The organism is Acinetobacter sp. 226-1, from assembly GCF_030329325.1.
GTDB lineage: Bacteria > Pseudomonadota > Gammaproteobacteria > Pseudomonadales > Moraxellaceae > Acinetobacter > Acinetobacter sichuanensis.
In genome coordinates, this window is sequence record NZ_JACANU010000012.1 from 52126 (window position 1) to 73300 (window position 21175).

General features: G+C 33.1%; 18 protein-coding genes. 2 read left to right on the top strand and 16 right to left on the bottom strand.

Going from position 1 to position 21175, the window contains the following annotated elements:
• The first annotated feature begins 3 nt into the window (after positions 1 to 3).
• Together glmS and HX124_RS14895 are read left to right on the top strand one after the other, a co-directional pair.
• Complete coding sequence (gene glmS, locus HX124_RS14890; RefSeq protein WP_286383765.1) at positions 4 to 1842, top strand: glutamine--fructose-6-phosphate transaminase (isomerizing); 1839 nt, start codon at positions 4 to 6, stop codon at positions 1840 to 1842.
• A 75-nt stretch (positions 1843 to 1917) separates the two neighbouring features.
• Complete coding sequence (locus HX124_RS14895; RefSeq protein WP_286383766.1) at positions 1918 to 3288, top strand: phosphohexomutase domain-containing protein; 1371 nt, start codon at positions 1918 to 1920, stop codon at positions 3286 to 3288.
• A gap of 68 nt (positions 3289 to 3356) precedes the next feature.
• Here HX124_RS14895 and galE read toward each other — a convergent pair whose 3' ends face one another.
• The 16 genes from galE to tviB form a co-directional block, all read right to left on the bottom strand.
• A complete protein-coding gene (galE, locus tag HX124_RS14900) occupies positions 3357 to 4376 on the bottom strand; it encodes a UDP-glucose 4-epimerase GalE (RefSeq protein WP_286377948.1) in 1020 nt (339 codons plus the stop codon).
• A 12-nt stretch (positions 4377 to 4388) separates the two neighbouring features.
• Complete coding sequence (gene pgi, locus HX124_RS14905; protein ID WP_286383769.1) at positions 4389 to 6044, bottom strand: glucose-6-phosphate isomerase; 1656 nt, start codon at positions 6042 to 6044, stop codon at positions 4389 to 4391.
• Positions 6041 to 7288, bottom strand: a complete 1248-nt coding sequence (locus tag HX124_RS14910; protein WP_286383771.1) for a nucleotide sugar dehydrogenase — start codon at positions 7286 to 7288, stop codon at positions 6041 to 6043. Before HX124_RS14910 ends, pgi begins: the two co-directional genes overlap by 4 nt.
• Before the next feature lie 21 nt (positions 7289 to 7309).
• A complete protein-coding gene (gene galU / locus HX124_RS14915) occupies positions 7310 to 8185 on the bottom strand; it encodes a UTP--glucose-1-phosphate uridylyltransferase GalU (RefSeq protein WP_286383773.1) in 876 nt (291 codons plus the stop codon).
• A gap of 26 nt (positions 8186 to 8211) precedes the next feature.
• Complete coding sequence (locus HX124_RS14920) at positions 8212 to 8838, bottom strand: sugar transferase (protein WP_286383775.1); 627 nt, start codon at positions 8836 to 8838, stop codon at positions 8212 to 8214.
• A 75-nt stretch (positions 8839 to 8913) separates the two neighbouring features.
• Positions 8914 to 10086, bottom strand: coding sequence for a nucleotide sugar dehydrogenase (locus tag HX124_RS14925; RefSeq protein ID WP_286383777.1), 1173 nt, complete (start codon positions 10084 to 10086; stop codon positions 8914 to 8916).
• Positions 10087 to 10103: 17 nt separating this feature from the next.
• On the bottom strand, positions 10104 to 10883 hold the full coding sequence (locus HX124_RS14930) for a glycosyltransferase family 2 protein (RefSeq protein WP_286383779.1): 780 nt from the start codon (positions 10881 to 10883) through the stop codon (positions 10104 to 10106).
• Positions 10880 to 11974 (bottom strand): glycosyltransferase, encoded by a 1095-nt coding sequence (locus tag HX124_RS14935; protein ID WP_286383780.1) that lies wholly within the window; start codon positions 11972 to 11974, stop codon positions 10880 to 10882. Before HX124_RS14935 ends, HX124_RS14930 begins: the two co-directional genes overlap by 4 nt.
• A gap of 32 nt (positions 11975 to 12006) precedes the next feature.
• Positions 12007 to 13245 (bottom strand): glycosyltransferase, encoded by a 1239-nt coding sequence (locus HX124_RS14940; RefSeq protein ID WP_286383781.1) that lies wholly within the window; start codon positions 13243 to 13245, stop codon positions 12007 to 12009.
• Positions 13238 to 14440: a hypothetical protein gene (locus HX124_RS14945; protein ID WP_286383782.1), complete on the bottom strand. Its 1203-nt coding sequence runs from the start codon at positions 14438 to 14440 to the stop codon at positions 13238 to 13240. The genes HX124_RS14940 and HX124_RS14945 overlap by 8 nt, the downstream gene beginning before the upstream one ends.
• 80 nt (positions 14441 to 14520) lie before the next feature.
• Positions 14521 to 15945 carry a lipopolysaccharide biosynthesis protein gene (locus tag HX124_RS14950; protein ID WP_286383783.1) on the bottom strand — a complete coding sequence of 475 codons (1425 nt, stop codon included), beginning with the start codon at positions 15943 to 15945 and terminating at the stop codon, positions 14521 to 14523.
• Positions 15938 to 17098 (bottom strand): glycosyltransferase, encoded by a 1161-nt coding sequence (locus tag HX124_RS14955; protein WP_286383785.1) that lies wholly within the window; start codon positions 17096 to 17098, stop codon positions 15938 to 15940. The genes HX124_RS14950 and HX124_RS14955 overlap by 8 nt, the downstream gene beginning before the upstream one ends.
• Before the next feature lie 32 nt (positions 17099 to 17130).
• On the bottom strand, positions 17131 to 18210 hold the full coding sequence (locus tag HX124_RS14960; RefSeq protein ID WP_286383787.1) for a DegT/DnrJ/EryC1/StrS family aminotransferase: 1080 nt from the start codon (positions 18208 to 18210) through the stop codon (positions 17131 to 17133).
• Between the two features lies 1 nt (position 18211).
• A complete protein-coding gene (gene wbpD, locus HX124_RS14965; protein ID WP_286377960.1) occupies positions 18212 to 18793 on the bottom strand; it encodes a UDP-2-acetamido-3-amino-2,3-dideoxy-D-glucuronate N-acetyltransferase in 582 nt (193 codons plus the stop codon).
• Between the two features lie 14 nt (positions 18794 to 18807).
• Positions 18808 to 19755 carry a Gfo/Idh/MocA family protein gene (locus HX124_RS14970; RefSeq protein WP_107008963.1) on the bottom strand — a complete coding sequence of 316 codons (948 nt, stop codon included), beginning with the start codon at positions 19753 to 19755 and terminating at the stop codon, positions 18808 to 18810.
• Between the two features lie 31 nt (positions 19756 to 19786).
• A complete protein-coding gene (tviB, locus tag HX124_RS14975; protein WP_286383788.1) occupies positions 19787 to 21085 on the bottom strand; it encodes a Vi polysaccharide biosynthesis UDP-N-acetylglucosamine C-6 dehydrogenase TviB in 1299 nt (432 codons plus the stop codon).
• Positions 21086 to 21175: the final 90 nt, after the last annotated feature.

A 21175-nucleotide genomic window follows, 5' to 3' on the forward strand; every position in this document is an offset into this window, starting at 1 on the left:
ACTATGTGCGGAATTGTTGGCGGCGTTGCAGAACGTAGTATTACAAATATTTTAATCGAAGGTCTAAAACGCCTCGAATATCGTGGTTATGACTCTGCGGGTGTCGCACTCGTTGATCACGGTCAAATTTTACGTGAACGTCGTGTTGGTAAAGTTGCTAATCTTGAACAAGCAGTTAATGAGTCCAATATTTTAGGTTCTCTTGGTATTGCACATACACGTTGGGCAACGCATGGCAAACCGACTGAAAATAATGCGCATCCGCATATTTCTGGTGATGTAGCCGTTGTTCATAATGGTATTATTGAAAATTATCAAGAACTTAAAAATGACTTAGAAGCTTTAGGTTATGTATTTACCTCACAAACAGATACGGAAGTTGTTGCTCATTTAGTCCATGAAGCACTCAAAACAATTCCAGATTTATTAAAAGCTGTAGAGAGTATCGTACCTCAACTTAAAGGTGCTTATGCCTTAGGTATTGTACATACTGCACATCCTGATGAATTGATCACAGTTCGTGAAGGTTCACCACTTGTGATTGGTGTCGGTATTGGTGAGAACTTTATTAGTTCAGATCAATTGGCATTGCTTCCTATTACCAATCGCTTTATGTACCTTGAAGAAGGTGATATTGCACGTTTAACACGCAATAGCATTGAAGTATTTGTAAATGGACAGTTGGTTGACCGCCCAATTAAAGAACTAGATGCAACGGTTAGCAATGCATCAAAAGGTGAATACAAACACTACATGCTCAAAGAAATTTATGAGCAACCTGAAGCGATTCAGCAAACCATTTCTCAAGCACTTAATGGTAATGCGCTGCGTGATGACTTCCTAAAAAATGCAGAAGTTGATTTTAACAATATTCAACAAATTCAAATCATTGCTTGTGGTACAAGTTACCATGCAGGCATGATTGCTAAATATTGGTTTGAGCAAATTATTGATTTACCTTGCCAAGTTGAAATTGCAAGCGAATTTCGCTATCGCTCACCTGTCATTGTAGGCAATACACTATATGTATGTATTTCTCAATCAGGTGAAACAGCAGATACTTTAGCTGCATTACGTGATACTCAAAAACGTGCAGCAGCAAAAAATCTATCAATTTCAACCATGACGATTTGTAACGTTGCAACATCATCGATGGTACGTGAAACCAATCATCATTTACTTACACTTGCTGGTCCTGAAATCGGGGTTGCTTCAACAAAAGCATTTACCACTCAGCTTGCTGCGTTAATGTTGTTGATCTTAAAAATTGGGCAAGTAAAACAGACCATTTCTGCTGAAAATATGGCAGAAATTACAGCCGCTTTATGGCATACACCAAAAGTTATTTTAGATACTTTACAAGGTGATAAAGCAATTTTACGCTTGTCAGAACTCTTTAAAGAAAAACAACATTGTTTATTCTTAGGTCGTGGTACTCAGTTCCCGATCGCACTTGAAGGTGCTTTAAAGCTCAAAGAGATTTCATATATTCATGCTGAAGGTTATGCTGCGGGCGAACTTAAACATGGTCCACTTGCTTTAGTGGATAATGATATGCCTGTGGTTATTCTCGCTCCAAATGATGATATGTTAGATAAGTTAAAATCTAATATGGAAGAAGTTCAAGCGCGTGGTGGTGAACTCTTTGTCTTTGCAGATGAAAATAGTGGTATTGCAGAAAAAGAGCGCCAACATGTTGTTCATATTCCAACAACAAATCATTGGTTAGCCCCTATTGTTTATAGTATTCCAGTGCAGCTTTTATCTTATCATGTTGCAGTATTACGTGGTACTGATGTAGATCAACCTCGTAACTTGGCAAAATCTGTCACTGTAGAATAATGAAGTAATACTGAAAATTTAATCTAATATAGGCTGGGTATAAACCAGCCTTTTCTTTATCAAACGAGAGAAGATATGAGCCAACTCACTTGCTTTAAAGCTTATGATATCCGTGGAAAACTCGGCACAGAACTCAATAATGATATTGCATATAAAATCGGTCGTGCTTATGGGCAAATTTATCAACCAAAAACTGTAGTCGTCGGTTGTGATGTTCGCTTAACCAGTGAAGAACTCAAACAAGCCACCATCCGTGGTTTAAATGATGCAGGTGTTGATGTCCTTGACTTAGGTATGACAGGTACGGAAGAGGTTTATTTTGGTGCTTTTCATTTAGATGTTCAGGGTGGGATTGAAATCACAGCAAGTCATAATCCAATGGATTATAATGGCATGAAATTAGTGCGTGAAAATGCACGACCAATCAGTGCAGATACTGGTTTAAAAGACATTCAAGCTTTAGCTGAAGCAGAACAGTTTAAAGATGTTGCTCAAAAAGGTACAACTCAAAAATACAATATTTTGCCTGAATTCATTGAGCATTTAATTACCTATATTGACCCAAGTAAAATTCACCCATTAAAGTTAGTCATGAATGCAGGTAATGGTGCAGCAGGTCATGTGGTTGATGCTATTGAAGAAAAATTCAAGCAGCTCAGTATTCCTGTTGAATTCATTAAGATTCACAATGATGCAGATGGTCACTTTCCAAACGGGGTTCCCAATCCAATTTTAGTGGAAAACCGCGATAGTACCCGTAATGCTGTACTTGAACATCAAGCAGATATGGGGATCGCATGGGATGGTGATTTTGATCGTTGCTTCCTTTTTGATGAAAAAGGTCAATTTATCGAAGGCTATTACATCGTAGGGTTACTTGCTCAAGCATTTTTACTGAAACAGTCAGGCGAAAAAATTGTGCACGATCCTCGTTTAGTTTGGAATACGTTTGATATTGTTGAAAAATATCAAGGAACAGCTATTCAATCTAAATCAGGGCATGCTTTTATTAAAGATGTTATGCGTGAACATAATGCGGTTTATGGTGGAGAAATGAGTGCACACCATTATTTCCGCGATTTTTCATATTGTGATAGCGGTATGATTCCTTGGCTATTGGCAATTTCAGTAGTTTCAGAAACCAATCAATCTTTATCTACACTGGTTGAAGATATGATTGAAAAATTCCCTTGTAGTGGTGAAATCAACTTTAAAGTCGCTGATACTCAACAGACGATTCAAAAAATATTTGACTATTTTGCGGATCAAAATCCAAAAATTGACCAAACCGACGGTGTGAGTTTAGATTTTAACGCTTGGCGCTTAAATGTTCGCGCTTCAAATACAGAGCCTTTATTACGCCTAAATATTGAAAGCCGTAAAGATAAAAACCCAAAACCAATGCAAGCTTATGTAGATGAATTAACAGCGTTAATTCAGGGCTAATCTGATTTTCCTCAAAAAATTTGCTAAAAAATGGGAGCGATCAGCTCCCATTTTTAAATACTTAAAAATTATTTTTTATATCCCTCAGGATTTTGCTTTTGCCAATTCCAACTATCTACAAGCATATCTTCTAAACTATATTTTGCAACCCAACCAAGTTCCGTTTGAGCTCGTGTACTATCTGCATAAAAACTCGCCAAATCACCAAAACGTCTTTCAACAAATTCAAAAGGAATTTTTCTGTCATTCACTTTTTCAAAAGTATTTTTCATTTGTAATACAGAAATAGGCTGCCCAGTGCCAATATTCCAAGCTCTACAACCTTTTGACTTTAACCGATGATCAAGTGCTAATAAATGTGCCTTAGCTAAATCTACGACATGAATATAATCACGCTCACACGTTCCATCTTGGGTTGCATAATCTTGACCAAAAATTGAAAGCTTTTCGCGACGACCTACAGCAACTTGGGTAATAAATGGCATCAAATTATTAGGAATCCCTTGCGGATCTTCACCAATACGACCACTTTTATGTGCACCAATAGGATTAAAATAACGCAATAATGCAATTGACCAACGCTCATCTGCTAAAGATAATTTTTCTAGCATTTGTTCAACGATAAGCTTTGTATAGCCATAGTTATTTGTAGGCATACCCAGTGGCATATTTTCTTGATAAGGCGAGGGATTACTTTCACCATAGACGGTGGCAGATGAACTGAAGACCAAATGAAAGACTTCAGCACGTTCCATAGCTTGCACCAAGCTAATTGAACCCGCAATATTATTATCAAAATAAGTCAATGGAATTTGCTGACTCTCGCCAACAGCTTTTAAACCCGCAAAATGGATCACTGCATCAATTTTATGCGTTGCAAACACTTGATCTAAAGCAGATGCATCCCGAATATCCCCCTCAACAAAAGTTAAACTTTTTGCTGTGAGTTCTTGTACTCTTAACAAAGCTTCTTCAGAGCTATTAGATAAATTATCCAGTACAATAACAGAGTGTCCTGCATTTAAAATTTCTAAACAAGTATGTGAACCGATATAGCCTGCACCACCTGTCACTAAAATGTTTGCCATAATAAAACTCTGTTATTTTTGAAGAAGGGTTTTGATTAAACCTTGTGTCGAAGCATCTAAGGCTGATAAGTCATGTTGTTGTTGATTTAAAATAGGCAATAGTTGATTAGCTATTTCCTTACCTTTTTCAACGCCCCACTGATCAAAAGGATTAATATTCCATATCACAGATTGCACAAAAACTTTATGTTCATATAAAGCAATTAACATTCCCAAACTATAAGGACTTAATTCTTTCATTAATAATGTGGTACTTGGCTGATTGCCTTCGTATTGCTTATATTTAGGTAAATCAGGCAATTCATTTTGATCAAGTGCTTGATTTCCAAATGCCAATAAGCGTGATTGTGCTAAACAATTTGAAAGTGCTAAATGATGCTGCTCAATTAAGGCTTCTGCATTTTCAGCATAAGTAAATTGATTCGCATTATAACGATTGATAGGTGCTATAAAATCACAACTAACCGAATGCGTACCTTGATGCAGTAATTGATAAAATGCATGTTGTGCATTTGGACCCACTTCTCCCCAAAGAATCGGGCAAGTGTCATACTCTACTTTTTCATTATTACGCTGAATGGATTTACCATTCGATTCCATTTCTAATTGTTGTAAATAAGCTGCAAAATATTTTAAACGCCCATCATAAGGAAGTACTGCATGTGTTTGAATATTTAAAAAATTATTATTCCAAACACCTAACATTCCCATCAGTACAGGTAAATTTTGTGCAAACTCTACCTGTTGAAAATGCTCATCAATCGTATAAGCACCTGCAAGTAATTGTTTGAAACCATCTATACCTATTGTCAATGCAATCGGCAAACCAATACATGACCACAGCGAATAACGACCACCGACCCAATCCCACAGCAATAATTGATTTTCAGGTGCAATTCCCCACTCAGTCATTTTCTCAGGTTTGGTCGAAATACCAATAAAATGATTTTTTAAAACTCCTTCACTCTGCCCTAAGGACTTTTCTAACCATTGGCGTACCGTTTGTGCATTCGATAATGTATCGATCGTACCAAAAGACTTGGAAGAAATAATAAAGAGCGTCGTTTCTGGGCGTAGCTGATGTAACAACTCTGAAAGCTGACTGCCATCCATGGTTGAAACAAAATGTACATTTAAAGGTTTTGCAGTATGAACTTTATAATCAGATAAAGCATGTGTGACCATCAAAGGACCTAAATCCGAACCACCCACACCAATGTTGACCACATTTTGAATAACTTCGCCTGTCACACCACGATATTGTCCTGCATGAATCTTTTCAACAATACGATACATACGCTCTAACTGTTCATGTACAGCTTGTACAATTTTTTTATTTTTTTTATTTTCAATGGGTTGACGCAGAACCCAATGCATTGCTGCACGTTGTTCAGTATAGTTAATCTGTTCTTCTGAAAATAAGCGTTGAATCCATTGTGCTAAATGTTTTGATTCAGCAAATTGCATTAAGTTTTTAAAAATAGTTTGATCAATACGATGCTTACTAAAATCAAAAGTAAGATCCTGATATTGCACAGAATAGCTTTCAAAACGATGAGTTTCTTTTGCAAATAATTCATTTAAATGGATATTTTTTTGAACTTCAGCCAAATGACTTAACTGCTGCCGAATATCTACTTGCACAGGAAATTTCTCGATATTGCTCATGAACGACCAACTCCTTGATATGCAAAGCCTTGAGATTTCACATACTTAGGATCATAAATATTACGACCATCCAAAATCAAAGGATGTTTCATTTTTTGCTTCAATTGTGCGTAATCAGGACTCCAATATTGTGCCCAAGCGGTCATTAAACACAGTGCATCTGCATTTTCAACAGCCTGATATTGATCCTCACACAAAATTAAATCAGCACGAACTCCATACATTTTTTTAATTTCTTTTAACGCTTGCGGATCATGTAATTGCACCGTAATTCCTTGTGCCCATAAAGCTTGCAACATAACATGAATAGGTGCATTTTGAATGCTTGAGGTATTCTCTTTAAAGGAAGCACCCCAAATTGCAACGGTTTTACCTTTTAAATGGCTATGGTAATAATTCCATAACTTTCTAAATAAAACTTCTTTTTGTTGCTCATTAATCGCCCATACTTGTTCCAGTAAATGACTATGGGCACCCATATCAGCCACAGTATTGGATAAAGTTAAAATATCATGTGAAAAATTCTCACCGCCAAAACCTGCACCAGGGGATAAGTAAGTTGCCCCAATACGTGTATCGGCTGCTAAACCTTGACGAACATTACTAATATCTATTCCCAATTTTTCAGACACTGAAGCTAAGTCATTCATATAACTAATACGTGTCGCTAACATGCCAGAAATACTGAGTTTGGTAAATTCTGCATCCAAAATCGGCATAAACAAAAATTGCTGTTTAAACTGAAAGATAGGACGTAATAATTCAGACATCAAGTTTTGAGTTTCTTCTTGCTCTACACCAACGATGACTTGTTTAAGCTGCGTAAAACTCTGAATCGCATTACCCTCTTGAATTACATCAGGTAAATATGCCCAATAATCATGAGACAAAATACTTTTTAATTGTTGAGTGCCATGCAAACCAAAGGTTGAACCATTGATCATCAACTTTGGATGAATAATTGCCGAAAGGCTAATCTTTTTTGCAATATTTAGAGCAATATCAATCTCTGTTGGTGTAAATGAAAATAAATAAATATCTTGATCTAAATTCAACTCACCTATATCAACAATATTTAAAAAACTAAGTTGTATTTGCTTGTCGATCAGCTGATTGACTTTTTCATCTTGATATTTCAGTGTTTTGAGTGAATTTAAACACCATGAAACTTGATGACCAAACTCAGCCATCAAACCTGCCAGTACGCCTGCCTGTAAGGTCGTACCAAAAACACTAATTTTCATTTATCACCTAATTTTGAGTCTTTACAGCTCTAATTCTTGAATCAGTTGTTTAAACTCCGCACCCAGTTTTGGATGCTCAATTCCATAATGTAACACTGCTTTTAAGTAGCCAATCTTACTACCACAGTCAAAAGTTTGACCTTTCATACGGTACGCTTCAACCGTTGCAGTATTTTGTAATGCAGCGATCGCATCTGTAAGCTGTATCTCATTACCTGCACCTTTTGGCGTATTTTCTAAAAGTTGCATAATTTCAGCAGGTAAAACATAACGTCCTACAACTGATAAATTTGAAGGCGCAGTACCTACAGCAGGCTTTTCTACAATCCCTTGCATAACAATGCTTTCACCTTCATTCGGTGATTGAGCAATATCAACAATACCATATTGATCAACTAAATGATCAGGCACAGCCTCAACCATAATTTGTGAAGCATTTGAGGCTTCAAAACGTTGGATCATTAATGATAAATCATTTTGAGTATCAGTATCTTTTACTAAAACATCGGGTAATAAAACTGCAAAAGCCTCATCTCCAACGATATCTTTAGCACAAAGTACGGCATGACCTAAACCCAAAGGCTGAGGTTGACGTACACTAACAACACTGACATTTTTAGGTAAAATATCTGTAATCTCTTTGAGCAAGTCAAATTTCTTTTTATTTTCTAAAGTAATTTCTAACTCAAAGTTACGATCAAAATAATTTTCAATAGAGGCTTTAGAAGAATGAGTCACTAAAATAATTTGTTCAATGCCTGCTGCAACAGCTTCTTTAACAACATATTCAATGGCTGGGCGATCTACCACTGTCACCATCTCTTTGGGAATAGACTTACTTGCAGGTAAGAAACGTGTACCTAAACCAGCGACAGGAAAAATTGCTTTTTTGATCATAACTTACTTTACTAACACTTTAAAATTTATTGATGAGAATGTGGCTTTGTATTTGATGTATTGTTTCTACTAGAAAAGCGTTCAGCTCCAACTTCTTGATCTGGTGCATTAATCCCTTCCTTTTTCACCATGACTTCAACTGTTTTAAACATAATTTTAAAATCAAATAATGTAGATTGTTTTTCCACATATTCGACATCTAAATCAAATTTTTCTTCCCAAGATAAATTATTACGACCACTCACTTGTGCCAAACCTGTCATTCCAGGTTTAACCTCATGCCGACGCATTTGATGCGGAGTATAATGATCTAAAAATTCTTTCATTTGAGGACGTGGTCCTACAATACTCATATCACCTTTGAGTACATTAATGAGTTGCGGCATTTCATCTAGACTAGTAGAACGCAATTTTTGACCAAATGGTGTAATACGTTGATCATCAGGTAAAGGATGACCATCTTTATCAACAGCATCCTTCATAGAACGAAATTTAATCATTTTAAATAGTTTTCCATCTTTCCCTGGGCGCTCTTGATAGAAAAATATAGGTGATCCTAAATTTTTTTTTACTTTAAAAGCAACAAGTAAAAAAATTGGCGACAGAATACACAAAGCAGTCAAAGAAATTATAAAATCTATTAAGCGTTTCATCGCTTCCTCTTTTTCACAGTTACTAAAGCACTTCACCATTAAAGCTTTAAAAAATCTAGATCTAATGAAGTTTTCTTAATTATTGTTGAAAATGTCTCTAGTATACACTTTATCCAATACATCTAACAAATCATCTTCCAATCTGTTCGAAATTATAACATCACATTGTCGCTTAAACTGGCTTAGATCTTTGTATACTTCACAAGTATGAAAATTCTGTTCCAACATTGTAGGCTCGTAGATAACAACTTCTATACCATTTTTTTGTAAAGAATCTATGATTGTCTGAACAGCTGATGAACGAAAATTATCAGATCCTTGCTTCATAACCAATCTAAAAACACCAACAACTCTAGGCTCTCTTGCTAATATTTGATCCACTATAAATTGCTTTCTAGTATTATTTGCTTTCACAATTGCTGTAATAATTTCATTTGGAACATCTTTATAATTTGCCAATAACTGTTTAGTATCTTTTGGTAAACAATAACCACCATAACCAAATGATGGATTGTTATAATAATCACCAATTCTTGGATCTAAGCAGATACCTTCAATAATTTGTTTAGAATTTAGACCTTTCTGCTCAGCATAAGTATCTAATTCATTAAAGAAGGATACTCGCATCGCTAGATAAGTATTTGCAAATAGTTTAATTGCTTCTGCTTCAGTTGAATCTGTAAGTAAAATTTTCACATCTTTTTTTATTGCACCTTGCAACAATAAATTAGCAAAATTTTCAGCCCTATCTGATTGTTCCCCTACAATAATACGTGAAGGGTAAAGATTATCGTAAAGTGCTTTTCCTTCTCTCAAAAATTCTGGGGAAAAAATAATATTATCCGTCTCAAATTGATTTCGCATGTTTTGAATAAAACCAACGGGTATCGTAGATTTAACTACAATAAGCGCATTTTTATTTACTGATAGAACATTTTTAATTACTGACTCTACAGAATTTGTATTAAAATAATTTTTGTTTTCATCGTAGTCTGTAGGAGTAGCAATAACAATAATATCCGAATTTTTATAAGCATCTTGCCAATTTAAACTTGCTGTTAAATTAAGTTTTTTATTTCTTAAATATTCAATAATTTCACGATCATGGATAGGAGATTTACGTTGATTTACCAACTTTACACGTTCGCTATCATTATCAATGGCAATCACCTTATTATGTTGGGAAAGTAAAATTGCATTTGATAAACCAACATAGCCAAGTCCAACGATAGATACTGTTGTAGACATTTTTAAATCCTATATAATTAAATTTTAAACTTTTGAGCTAATTCAGGAAATTTTGTCCTAATTATACCTTTAATCATATAATGTGAAAAATAGTATATAGATTGGAAAAGAGATAAATGCTCAATATTACGATATAAATACCAATTGTATTGTGCAGCTTTAAATTTATTTGCAGATATAGAATCAGACCTAACGGTATAACTAGCTAAATCCTCATTAAGACCATATGCAAATGGCACTTTTTTCAAAATTTTTAGCCATAATGCAAAGTCTTGACGTTTACGAATTAGTGGAAACGTTACTTTACCTAATTTTTCTGCATCATACATTGCTGTTAAGCATCCTATAACACACGTTTTTAACAGTTCATTATAACTTATTTTTTCTGGAATATTGACGTTTGACAAATAACTACTATTTTCATCTACTTTATGATACGCAGTGTATGTAAATGCATAATTATTCTTTAACATAAAGTCAATTTGATGATTTAGCTTCTCAGGATGCCAAGTATCATCACTATCTAAAAATGCGATGAATCTTCCAGTTGCATATTCAATTCCTTTATTCCTTGCAACAGCAGCACCAGAGTTATTTTCTAATTGTATTAATTTTACTCTTGAATCAAGCTCAACAAATTTTTTCACAACTGTAACTGATTGATCTTTTGAACAATCATCAATGATTAGTAATTCCCAATTTATATATTTTTGATTCAAAATCGAAAGAATTGTTTTTTCAATATACGATTCAGCATTATATAGTGGGGTAATTACTGATACCAAGTGATTACTCATTTAACTTTCACCTTTTTTAAAGTTTCAGAATATAAGTTAATCATCATATCAACATTCACATTCCAACTATATTTTTCTAAAGCGTTCTGAAAACCAGCATCCCCCATGCTCTTTCTGAGAGAATAGTCTATTACTAGCTTTTCCAACATATCACAGGTATTGTTAATATCTTCACATTCAACAACAAATCCATTTATACCATTCGTGACTACCTCAGGTAACCCACCAACATTTGAGACTATAACTGGTCGACGAGCGGCATGAGCTTCAACCACAGCAACCCCAAAACTTTCCACTCGGCTTAAAGCAGCGAAAATATCAAAAGTTTCTAACTTTTTAGGAACAAATTTATGCTCTATACGTCCTGAAAATTTAATTTTGTCTTCCAAATTTAACTCTTTTACTAAAGCTTTTAAATGATTTTCTTTAGGGCCTTCTCCAACAATCTCAAGGAAAATTTGACGTTCAGATTTTTGCTTTTCTAACCTTTCAGTTAAAAGAGCAAAAGCCTTTATAAGTATATCAATACCATATTTATCCTCCAAACCTTTTATAGTTCCAATTAAAATTTCATTGGAATCTAACTTATAGTGAATGTCTTGAAATTGGCTAAAATCTACGCCGAAAGGAGTAATAGCAATATTATCTAATTTTTTAGACAATAAACTGTTCGTTTGTTCAGCCATAGCCAAACTAGTAGATGCAACACGATCTGCATATTTTAAATTTTTAACGACCACACTTTTATGTAAAAAGGATTTCATAGGGAAATCATAAACATCACTCCCCCAAACAGATAAAATTGTTGGATAACATTTTGCTAATCTTGCTAAGGTAGCATAACCACTTGCATAATGAACATTTACTAAATCTGGTTTTATTATTGAAATTAACTTGCGTACCTTACTAGCATGTATGTAATAACCTAACATTCCTTTATAAGGAAGCTTATAGAATTTGACTTTTGGATTTAAATCTTCTAGTGGTTCATGTTGTGAAATCAAATGGACATCTACATTTTTATTAGCCAATGCATTTGACCAACGTATGGTATGTATCGATGAAGCTCCAGATAATAAAACTATTTTCATTACTATATCTTACCTTTAAATCTAAATTAGAATTAATTTGATATCAACTTAACTCTTTCAATTTCTTTAATAAAACGTTTTTCCCAAGAAAGAATATTATTTTTAGAATATTCTTTCGCATTATTGCTCATTTCTTTTAAGTTAATTTCATCTTTAGATATTTGATTTAAAATTACATAAAGATCGTTAATAATGTTATCCTCATCAATTAACAAACCATTATACTTATCTATTATATATTTATTTGTATCCCCATTATTAACAGCAATCATTGGGGTACCACATTGCATTGATTCAAAAAATGGATTACCAATATTTGAAGACTCATACAAACTAAAAATAGCTGAGGCATTATTAATTAAACCATATACTTCAATATTTTTTACTGCCCCTGTAAAATAAAAATACTTATCAATATTTAATTTCTTAGTCATATCTTTAAGTATATCTAATTCAGGACCATCACCAACAATTAAAAAACAAAAATCAATTTCGACTTGTGATTTCTCAATAAAATTAGAAAAAGCTTCTATCATTAAATGTACTCTTTTAGTTTTAACCAGTCGAGACACCATGATAAAATATTTATCAAATATTTTATTTTCTAAAGAATCAACTTTACTAGATATTTCCAGATGTTCTTTTTTTATTTCCTCAACCCCATTGGAAATAAATAAATAATTTTTAAGAGACTTTGACTTAATTTTTTTTAATATTTGATCCCCTTGTGTTCCATCATCAGTCATGATTAATAAATCTGATGGTAACCAAAGTGCTATCAATGTATCCATATTAAATAAAAGATTTAAATACTTCTTATTCTTAAAATGTTCTTTAATATAATAAACTCCCTGAAACCTAGAGATATACTTTTTCTTATAAAAAAATATTTTTAGTAAATTTGACGCAAGCACTCCCTGCATTTCATAGCCATATATATAATCATAATCTTTTTCTTTACAAGCTTTTAACGCCATAAAAAAAAGTTTCCAAATGACAAAAAATGAAGCCAACTTTGAAAAAAATAAAAAAATAAATCTATTATTTGACTCTCTTAGCTGACTAAAAGGCCAATAGAATCTATTCACATTGACTTTTGGCAAATCTACAATCTGTTCATAATAATAATTACCAGACTTAGATTTATCTCTTGCAACAATATAATCAACCTCCCAATCTAATTGATTCCCATAAAATTCAGGAGTTTTTTTAACAATTTGTATTGATTTATCTTTAAAATCAATAGCAGATAAAAACAATATTTTATTCATTTCTAAAATCACTAGTCTTAGGGTATTTAAAAATACAGGTTAAAACAAAAAATGAGAAAAACAAAAAATTCCCTAAAATACTAGATGGAATGTTTGTTAGTGTTAAAAATAAGAATAGCAATAAAAACTTATTTTTATTATGATTTTTAATCAAGCTAAATATAAAAAGACTTAGAAAAATTAAACCAATATAGCCCAACCAATACCCAACCTCAACAATTAATGAATGAGGGTTTTGAAACATTAACTCATTAATATAAGATGCATCTGTAGTATTTGCAAAGGTACTATAATTATTTACTTCAAAAGTTCCAAAACCCAATTGACCGAGATTATTCAAAAAAAACTCATAAGATAAAGTACGTATACTGGCTGAATTATCAGAAGAAAAACCCTGTGTCGCAATATCCTTAATAGCTTCTAATCTAAGCAAAGCTCTATTAAACGTATCGCCCATGATAGTCTTTGCTAAAACAACTAACATTAAACCAGATAAAGCTAAAATTAAGAAAGACTTTAAAAATTTATAAAAATTAAAACCAGATCTAAAAATAAATAAAAGAATAGATAAAATTAAAGCAACTCGTGAAGCACATATTATGATTAAAATAAATATTAGAATAATTAAAAAAACAAACTTTTTACCACTTAAAGATTTTTCTAAATTCAAAATTGAATACAAAATAAGAACCAATACGGTAGCTAAATCATTAGCATTTGCAAAAGTCCCGGGAATCATTTTGGAGTCTCTAAACTCTTCTGGGATATAAAAACCTATGCCTACAATATAGTTTAAAGCTTGACCAACACAGACAAAAATTTGGAAATAAATAAAGTATTTTAATAAATTATATAAAAAATCCACCCTTCTATCATCACTTAATGTATTTACATATTGAATTGAAACTATGAGTGGGTAAATAACTAACAAAGCCAATATATGAGTATTAAAAAATTTATCTTGATAGGGATGTAAAATATATGAAGAAAGACATAATAAAATAAATGGTGTAATACCAATAAAGGTATAAAAATCTTTTTTGCTTAAAGTCCCTGTTTTAAAAAAATTATTACAAATAACAAAAAAACCTAAAAGCAAAAATGGCCCATAAGCTAGGATACCAAAATTTACTACAAAAGCTAAAAATGTAGAGAAAAACAACAATACAATAAATGATTTATTTAAACTAAACATATTTCATTATTTCCTTAACTATATCAAATATCTTTAAAAAATTAATAAAAATACTAATTTTAAATATATTACAATTACACTCATTTATAATGTCTCAAAAATTTAGTTTTTAAAAACCCCATACATTTAATTAAATCATCTTTATAATAGAGAACTCCTATAGATAAAAAAACACTCCACATTACAACAACATAATATGAGTTTTTCAAAAATAATAGATGCAACAAACAAAGAGTATACAGAATAACCATGATATAAAGTAGATTTACATGAGGAATTTTTTTCCAAACTATTTGAGAAATGCTCGTTCTCATAAATAAAAATACCAAGAAAGCAGTAGCAGTAGAAATTGCAGCTCCTTTCGCACCTAAGGATTTAACCAATATATAGTTTAGAAATATACTAAAAAGCATAGCTACAATAGAGCACAGCATAGCAAATTTAGTTTTCTTCACTATAGCTATTCCAATTCCTGTTACTTCAGAGATAGTATATAACATCGGTGCTAATAAACACATTGGAATAAGATATTGTATTTGATTATAATTTTCAGGTAAGAAATATGGTATTATCCAAGAAAATAGTCCAACCAATACCATAAAAAAATAAACAAACATTAATAAATATTTTAGTACTAATTGCATTTTTTGGTCATCATATTCCCCTGTAGCAACCCACTTATAAACCATAGGTGCCCAAATAGTATTAAAAATACTTGAGAATATCGTTACTACTGCTGCAATGCTCATAGTCACTGAATATATACCTAACTCAGCATAGCTTGAATAATGCCTTAAAAACAACTTATCCATCACATTTAACCCCCAAGCTGCCAAACCACCAGCTACTAGAGGTAAGCCAAAATGTAATAAACTCTTAAATTCAGAAAAATCAAATTTTTCTCTAAGTGCTTGCATCCATTCTTTTCGTGTATTCCAAAAAAATATCAAACAAGCCATAATCATAGAAATAGCATTGGCTGTAATTAAATTATATGTATCTCTTGAAAAACTTAACCATACTGTATTAATAATAATTAGAATAAAAATCAATTTAGGTAACAATTGACTCATTGAAAATGCAAAAGATCTGTCTTGCATCCTTAAAATCAAAGATAAAAACCTAGAAATTAATGCAACAAGAAAACAAACAATAACCAAAAGACTTAAGTATGTACTAGGAACATCAAACATTAACTTTGATATTAAATTATTATCATACAAAAAAATTAAAGTGAAAAATATTAAACTTAATACTAAACTTGGAAGTACTACAGTTTTGAACAATGCTGGTTTATTATTCGCCTCATGATACTCTCTTACATAAGCTTGATCCAAACCCAAGCAAAATAATAAAACTGAAAAATTTGTAAAAATTTGGAGCATAGAAATACGTCCAACATCTTCAACTGAATAAAACCAAGTAATAATAGGTAAACTTATAAAACCAAGTAATCCTGACCCAATTGGTCCAATAGCATAACCTAAAATTGTTTTTTTATTCATTGAAACCACTAGAATCTTTATAAACTATATTTAATCTCGATAAAACCGAAGTTTCACTAAAATTCTCCAAACAATACTTTCTAAGATAATCTGGTTTGTATTTTTCTAAATTATTATATATATACAAAATACCATTACTTAATTCTAAAATAGATTCATTTTCAACGAGTAAGCCCACTTCAGAATTAATAATTGATTCAGGACCTCCACATTTTGTTGAAACCACAGGTTTACCTAATGCTAAAGCCTCTACAACCACTACACCAAAAGTTTCATATTTACTTGAAACAACAAATAAAGCAGACTTTTGAATTTCTTCTTTAACTTGATCTCGAGTCAATGCCCCCAAAAATATTACATTTTTTTCTATTTTTAATTCTTTGACTAGCAATTCTAATTTTATTCTTTCATCACCTTCTCCGCCTATAACCAATTCAGCATTTGGAGAGGATTTTAAGACTTGTTCAAATGCTCGAATTAACAATTCTGAATTTTTATTTTTATTTAAATGACAAATACTAATAATTCTATTTTTTTTACTTTCAAAACTAGCATTAACTGTGAAAAAATTTTCACTCACAATATTAGGAATATATAACCAATTACTTTTTGGAAAACAATTATTCAAAAACTTACAAAACTGATGACTAACAGCTACACATTTTGCTGATCTCTCAACTACTGGTTTTAAAGACTCTATTACATCATCATTAACAAATCCTCGTGCAAAGGCACTGCTATGTTCTGTAATGACATATGGAATATTATATCGTGTATTAATTTGATGAGCTAGATAACCAGCATATAACATAGAATGTACATGAATTACATCTGGCTTACCATATCTTTCCATATAAGATTCAAATAACTTTAAGCCTATTTGAATCCAATGATTTTTACTAAAACTTTTTACTTTAGGTAAATAGTTAAAACTATGCCATCTAAGTACATTAATCCCTTCATCTAATTGAATATCTAAACCATAAGGCTTTTTCAAAATACTCTTAAAATCTTTAAGACTTTTTATCTGTGGACAAATTAAGCCTACAGATAATCCTGATTTTTTTAACGCAATTGCTTGCTCTCTAAAAAAGCTACCACTAACATCACCACTAAATCGTGGATACCACGATGGAATAATCAAAACATGCATTTTTTCTTCATCCTAATATCCACATTTTTACCCTAATTCAAAGAACTAACTATTTTTTCTTGCGCTTCAAGTGTCAAATAAGGATGCATTGGCAAGCTCATTACGCACTCTGCAATTGCATCACCCACAGGTAAACTTACATTTTCATTGGCTACTGCAGGCTGCTTATTCAATGGAATTGGATAATGTACAGCCGTCGGAATACCTTGTGCTTTTAGCTTTTCCTGAACTTCATCACGATTTTCCACTTGAATGGTATATTGCGCCCATGCACTTTGATTGTGTTCTTCAATATATGGTGTTGTTGAAATACCCGCTTCATTGAAAAGTCGTGTATATGTTTCAGCAACACGTTGACGTGCTTGCATTTCATCATCCAAAATTTCAAGTTTTGGCAGTAAAATTGCAGCTTGTAACGTATCTAAACGACTGTTCATACCCACACGAATATGATGGTAACGACGATCTTGACCATGACGTGCAATTTGACGAATGACTTTTGCAAGCTCATCATCATTGGTAAAAATAGCACCACCATCTCCATAGCAACCCAAAGGTTTACTTGGGAAAAAGCTTGTACATGCTACTGTACTTAAATTACAACTCTTACGACCTTTATATGTTGCACCAAAACTTTGCGCAGCATCTTCAATCACAGGTAGATTATACTTTTCAGCAATTGCATTAATAGCATCAAAATCAGCACATTGCCCATATAAACTTACAGGAATAATGGCTTTAGTACGCGGAGTAATCGCCGCTTCCAACTTTTCAATATCTAAATTATATGTTTTTGGATTAACATCAACATATACAGGCGTTGCACCCAATACTGCAACTGTTTCCGCTGTCGCAATATAAGTAAACCCAGGTGTGATTACTTCATCACCAGGACCAATACCAAATGCCATTTGCACGATCTGTAAAGCATCGGTACCATTTGCACAAGTAATGCAGTATTTTGCACCGACATAAGCTGCAAGCTTCTCTTCCAACTCTTTTACTTCAGGTCCAAGAATATATTGACCATGTGTTAATACATTTTGAATACCCGCTTCAATTTTATCTTTTAGACGAGTTTTTTGTGCTTTTAAATCAATAAATTCAATCATTTTAAGCCTGCTGCTTGGTCACAACCTGACCATCCAAACGGTAAATTGCACCTGTATGTGAGCATACTACTTCTGCCTGACCTGTGATTGGCAATGCCAATTGCTCACCAAATTCACTCATCCAGCCAATTTGTTTTGCAGGCACACCCACCATTAATGCATATGCAGGTACATCTTTATTAATGACAGCACCAGCGCCTACAAAAGAATATTCACCGATAGTCACACCGCACACAATCGTACAGTTTGCACCTAAAGTCGCGCCTTTTTTCACTAAAGTATCACGATATTGATCTTTGCGCTCAATAAGAGAACGAGGGTTATATACATTTGTGAATACCATACTTGGTCCACAAAAAACGCCTTCTTCCAAAGTCACATTATCATAAACTGAAACATTGTTTTGAACTTTACAATGATCACCAATAACAACTTTGTTTCCTACAAATACGTTTTGCCCTAAAGACACGCCTTGCCCAATTTTGGCACCGCCACATACGTGAACAAAATGCCAAACCCGAGAATCATTTCCAATTTGCGCGCCTTCATCAACAATCGCACTTTCATGTTGATAAAAACTCATAATAAAATCCCTGATTATTTTTTTACTTTCGCTAATAATGGGTGTGGGTTTGTAGGATTTTCTACTAATGGTGCCACACGGATCACTTCAACTGTTTCAATTGCAGCACGGTTTTCTTCAACACCGTAGCCTTTGCCTTCTAAAATACGTTGATAGCTTTGTGTATGAAGATCAGTGAAACCACCTGAGAACTCAAGCTCTTCATTTTCAATGGTAATGCTACGATAAGTTAATTTTTCACCTTGAACAGCATTTTCAGGTAAGTTATTTGCATCGATAGACAAGAACCAACGTACACGAGCACGTTCATATTCTAAATAACCAGAAGCTGTTTTTTCATCACGGTGATGGACTTCATTCTTCACAATTTTGCCAAAAATAAAGTGCAACATATCATAGAAATGCACACCGATATTGGTTGCAACACCACCTGATTTATTATCAACGCCTTTCCATGATTTTAAGTACCATTTACCACGCGAAGTTAAATACGTTAAGTCAACATCAAAAATTTTACCTTCGGGCGCTGACTGTACTTTATCACGTAAAGCAATAATCGAAGGATGTAAGCGTAACTGTAAAATTGAGTTTACTTTTGCACCATATTGTTTTTCGTATTCAGATAATAAGTTTAAATCTTCTGAACTTAATACCAATGGTTTTTCACAGATGACATCTATGCCATTTTTCAAGGCATATTTCATGTGAGGCGCATGCAAGTAGTTTGGTGAACAAATAGCAACGTAATCGAGCTTTTCACCTTTTAATTTTTGGTCTTCCACATATGCTTCAAATTCCTCAAACTCTGTAAAAAACTCTGCTTCAGGAAAATGGCTGTCCATGATTCCAACCGAATCGTTAATATCCATTGCAACAGCTAAAGTATTACCTGTTTCTTTAATCGCTTTAAGATGGCGAGGTGCGATATATCCTGCTGCACCGATAAGAGCAAACTTTTTCATTCTATATACTTCTTTCTTTCGATCATTAAAATTAAAGGCGGAAAACAGTAAAACCTTGTGCGACCATTTCATCACGATCAAACAAACTTTTCACATCAGACAAAACAGGTTTTTCTGTACGTACTAAACGACGTAACTGCTCAGCTGTCAATGTGCGGAATTCATTATGTCCAACAGCTACAATCAAGCTATCTACAGGATTGTTTTCATCAATAACCTGAAGATCAACACCATATTCATGTTTTACTTCTTCAGCATCAGCCCATGGATCAGCAACAACAACTTGTGCCCCCCAAAGTTCTAATTCTTTGACTAAATCAGACACTTTACTATTACGAATATCTGGACAATTTTCTTTAAAAGTTATGCCCAAAACACCTACTTTTGCACGAGGCACATCAATACCATTTTGCAGCATATGTTTGATGGTATTACGAGCAACATAACGTGCCATATTGTCGTTAATACGACGACCTGCAAGAATGACTTGTGGATGATATCCAACTTCTTCTGCTTTATGTGTTAAATAGTACGGATCTACACCAATACAGTGACCACCCACTAAACCTGGACGGAAAGGTAGAAAATTCCACTTACTTCCTGCCGCTTCTAATACATCAACAGTATCAATACCAATACGATCAAAAATAACAGACAATTCATTAACCAAAGCAATATTTAAATCACGTTGTGTATTTTCAATCACTTTAGCTGCTTCAGCTACTTTAATACTTGATGCTTTATGCGTTCCAGCAGTAATAATACTTAAATAAACACGATCTACGAGATCTGCAACTTCTGGTGTACTACCACTGGTAATTTTCTTAATTTTAGTTAGTGTATTAACTTTATCACCTGGGTTAATACGTTCTGGACTATAGCCCACAAAAAAATCTTCGTTAAATTTTAAACCTGAAAATTTTTCTAGAACTGGAACACAAACTTCTTCTGTTGCACCTGGATATACAGTTGATTCATAAACAACAACATCACCCTTGGAAATCACTTTGCCAAGTGTTTCACTTGCTTTTTGCAGTGGTGTTAAATCTGGACGATTCACATGATCAATTGGTGTTGGAACGGTGACAATATAAAAATTTGCGCTTTTTAAATCTTCTAAATCGGCACTATAAGAAAGATATTTTGCTGTTTTTAACTCTTCTGGGCTGACTTCTAAAGTATGATCTTGACCACTTTTCAACTCATCAATACGTTTTTGATAAATATCAAAACCAATCACAGAAGTTTTTTTCCCGAACTCCACTGCTAATGGTAAACCGACATAGCCTAATCCAATTATTGCTATCTTTAGTTGTTCAAGTTGAAGCATGCTTTTTAAATCCTGAGGCTGGTTCTAATGCAGTTAGTTATATAAAACAAAAACGATATTCTAAAGGAAATTACATTAAATATTAACTAA